This is a genomic window from Propionivibrio sp. (genome assembly GCF_049316945.1).
In the GTDB taxonomy this organism is placed as follows: Bacteria; Pseudomonadota; Gammaproteobacteria; order Burkholderiales; family Rhodocyclaceae; genus Propionivibrio.
On record NZ_JBMOJE010000263.1, the window covers coordinates 1 to 3,496 of the forward strand.

The window sequence follows — 3,496 nt, forward strand, 5'->3', positions numbered from 1 at the left end:
TATACTCGTTGAATATAGCACTTGCGATAATCTATAATTCATTTTATCATATCAGCGTTAGCACTTGAGCCATGACAGCACACGGAGCAAATCGCCATGCATAATTGCCAGTTTTCGAGAGAAGCAGTGTGTACAATTCAGCGCCAACGCTACCACCATCCAGATCCAATAGTTCGCAAGCGAATGACAATTCTGTGGCATAAGCACCACGGTCTACCGCATCATCGCATCGCTGAACTCAGCGGCGCTGCCCCGAACACTGTAACAGCAACCATTCGTACCTATCTGGAAAAAGGTTTAGCGGGTGTTGAAGAGCGCAAATTCTATCGTCCCGCCAGCAAACTCGATCCCTATCGCGCACAACTCATCGCGCATTTCTTGGAGCATCCACCGCGGACCTTGAAAGAGGCGGCTGTCGAGATCGAGCGACTCACGACGATGTCGTTCACGATTACCCATGTGCGCAACTTTCTTCTCTCGATAGGCCTTAGCCGAAAAAAACAGGAAGCGTCCCCGGAAAATTCGATGACGACAAGCGAGAAGAGCAAAAAACCTTTATTAACAGTACTTTGGAGCCAATCCTGGAGGATGCCAAGCACGGCCGCAAGCACGTCTATTTCGTTGATGCAGCCCATTTTGTACTCCAGCCATTTCTCGGCTTCCTTTGGTGTTTTCAGCGACTCTTCGTCTATTCGGCCTCGGGGCGGAAGCGATTCAATGTCCTTGGTGCACTGAATGCGATAACTCACGAGGTGATCACGATCACTAACGATTCATATATCAACGCAATCAGTGTGTGCGAACTGCTTCGAGTATTAGCAGAGAAGCATGCGGGGGAAGCCATTGTACTGTTCTTGGACAATGCTCGCTATCAAAAATGCGCTATCGTCACGGAACTCGCTGAACAGCTCGCAATTACACTCATCCATCTCCCTTCCTACTCGCCGAATCTCAACCTGATCGAACGATTGTGGCGACATGTCAAGCAAGAAGTGCTGTACTCCCGGTATTATGACTCGTTCCCAAAATTCAAAGCGGCGATCATGGGCTGTATCAATAGCACTGCATCGCACGATGGAAAATCGCTTAGCAGCCTCTTTTCTCTGAAATTTCAAATTATAGAAAAATCGCAGATATTGCATGAGTAGAGTATAGGACCTTCCCGATAATGTTTGTTGTCGAAAACAAACTTTCGGGCGACGAGTCCCCCCATGCTGTGTGTAACGAGATCAGCGCGCGTACACGCGACGCCTCCATCCTGGAGGGACTCGCATTCTGAGACGATCTTGCTGTAAAGACCCTTTGTATCAGGTGTCATAACCTGAGTAGGCCCTGCGTCCGCCGAATCGTCGCCTGTCGCGCTGTAGCCAAAGTAGCCAACCTGAAAAGACGCGTTCTCCAATGCTTTTATGACCCCGATATCTTTGCTCTCTTTCATGCTCGCTTCAGACGCCCAGATACCATGAATCAGAACCACTGGAGGGCGCTTTTCGAGGACTGCCGACTGATCAATGAGAGGTCCGCAGTTCCCAGTCACCTTGTCCAGCAAGCAAGCATTAACAGAGAATCGCGCTTCGCTCGCATCAGCTAAGCCAGAAAACTGGTCGCCTGCTCGCAATATGGCCGTTGCTTGTCCAAGCCCTAAGGTTAGCTCTTCGATCGGAACGGTAATGGACAATAGTCCAGCGTCCTGCGGTGAACCCGTGAGCGGATGTAGCACCGCATAAGTGGGGCTAGGCGTGACGATACTGAAGCGCACTGTACCGGCGGTAACTGTTGTATTTGCTCGGAGGAAAAGCCGCGCGTTGCCATCAGTCACCATGCCGGTTCTCTTTCTGTCAGCATGGCGAACGTCAGACTCGCTTACTGGCGCGCCGTTCTTGTTTAGCGGGCGGCCCTGCTGGTCAATACGCTGAATCGTTGGATAGGCGTCAACGAGATCGATTGAAAAAACATCATATCCGGTGCCAGCAAATAAACCAAGCTGCGCCTCAATGGTATTACCCTCAATATCTTCTGCAGTCAGGACAAGTTCAGCATCGTAAGTTCCATCTGCCGGGGTTCTGTCGGGCGCGATGGCAAGTTCAATCGTTGTGCTATATGCAGCAGGCAAAGAAAACGGAAAAATGATACCGGTAAACGGTATATTCTTCACACTAACAATCTTGAACTGATCAGCGTCGACGCCTCGCAAAAATATTCCTGTCACGCTAGCGGTATTGGTACCCGCATTCAACAACCCGGCCGTTTTGACTAACGCCTTGATCAGGGGCGCTTTCACCGTACCGAAACTGATGGGATCCGGCTGTAGCTGAATGTTTAGAGCGGCCTTGACTACACCAATACAAGCAGTAGAAACAAGCTGGCTGAATTCTTCAAAGCTTGTCGGGTTAGCGATGGGTGGATCCGACGCAATTGAATCCAGGAACAGCTTGCCTGAAGAAGATAGCCCGATGCCCACGGGCACAAGCCTGATACCGGCAGCTTTCGCGGCGTTAGCGGCGGCGAGGGTTGAACTCCGGCTATCCGGCTCCCCATCGGTCCCAAGGCAAATAACTCTTGATTGAGCCGTAGAACCAGCAAGCACGGTAGCCGCTTTACTGATAGCTAATGACATGTTGGTGCTGCCGCCTGCTTTTGGATTATTCGTTAAAGCGGCCCGGACGGCAGGCTTGCCGGTGCCATCGACGACAGTATTACCTAAGATTACATCGGCATTCGATGCAAACCCAACAACAGCTACACTGACCTGGCCGTTCGACGGAATCTGGTCAACTGCACCTATGAAGCCATCTGTCTCCAGCCTAAATTCTGCGTTATCGATGCTGCCGGACTCGTCCAGAACCAAGGCCACCGCGACGGACACTGCGGCTGTTGCTACATTTGTCGAAAGTGCGAGCAGAACAGCGCTCGCGACATGCAAAAATTTCATCACTTTTCTCCTTCGTCGCTGTTAATCGCTCATCGCTGAAGTTTTCTTTCTCGCCCAAGCTTGGCTGAGCGCTAAATTTCTTGGAAGACCGCCTGCCCCGCGCCGATACAGATTACTCAATTGCCCCATCGCTTCCGGATACCCAAGATCTGCCGACTTTTGCAGCCACTCGATCGCGAGCTTCGGGGCAGATTCCAGTTGGAAAAGAAGGAAGGCAGCCCGACCTTCGGTGTCGCGTTGAACCGCCGCTTCCAGCCAGTATCGTGCGTTGTCCCGGTCGGGGTCGGACGACACGGTGCTAACACCGCGTAGGTAGAGAACGGCTAACTCGATCTGTGCAAATACGTCTCCGCGCTCGGCTGCGGCGTGGAACCAGCTTGCCGCTTTCGATGTATCGTTCTGGACATCGCGCGCTAGCCGCCCGAGCGAGTACATCGCGTCTTTAGAACCATCTTCAGCAGCGATCTCAAAGTTGGCTATGGCCTCCTCGACGTCACCCCCCGTTTCAGACTGAAGCCCCATCGCGTAGTAGTTTGGATGAATGTTCTGTGCCGCAATTGGCTC

General features: G+C 51.9%; 2 protein-coding genes and 1 pseudogene. 1 reads left to right on the forward strand and 2 read right to left on the reverse strand.

Features of this window, described 5'->3' with window-relative positions:
* The first annotated feature begins 96 nt into the window (after positions 1–96).
* A pseudogene (locus ACOYNV_RS26705) lies at positions 97–1,148 on the forward strand (IS630 family transposase).
* Here the strand turns inward: ACOYNV_RS26705 and ACOYNV_RS26710 are convergent.
* Entirely contained in the window at positions 1,112–2,932 is a 1,821-nt protein-coding gene (locus tag ACOYNV_RS26710; protein WP_422902855.1) for a VWA domain-containing protein, read from the reverse strand. The pseudogene ACOYNV_RS26705 and the gene ACOYNV_RS26710 sit on opposite strands and share 37 nt — an antisense overlap.
* A gap of 21 nt (positions 2,933–2,953) precedes the next feature.
* A partial coding sequence (locus ACOYNV_RS26715) for a tetratricopeptide repeat protein (protein ID WP_422902856.1) occupies positions 2,954–3,496 on the reverse strand: 543 nt, incomplete at its 5' end.

What these genes read in the sequence shown, in the direction of transcription:
- ACOYNV_RS26710 (WP_422902855.1), bottom strand. Translation starts at nt 2,932, where the DNA reads ATGAAATTTTTGCATGTCGCGAGCGCTGTTCTGCTCGCACTTTCGACA.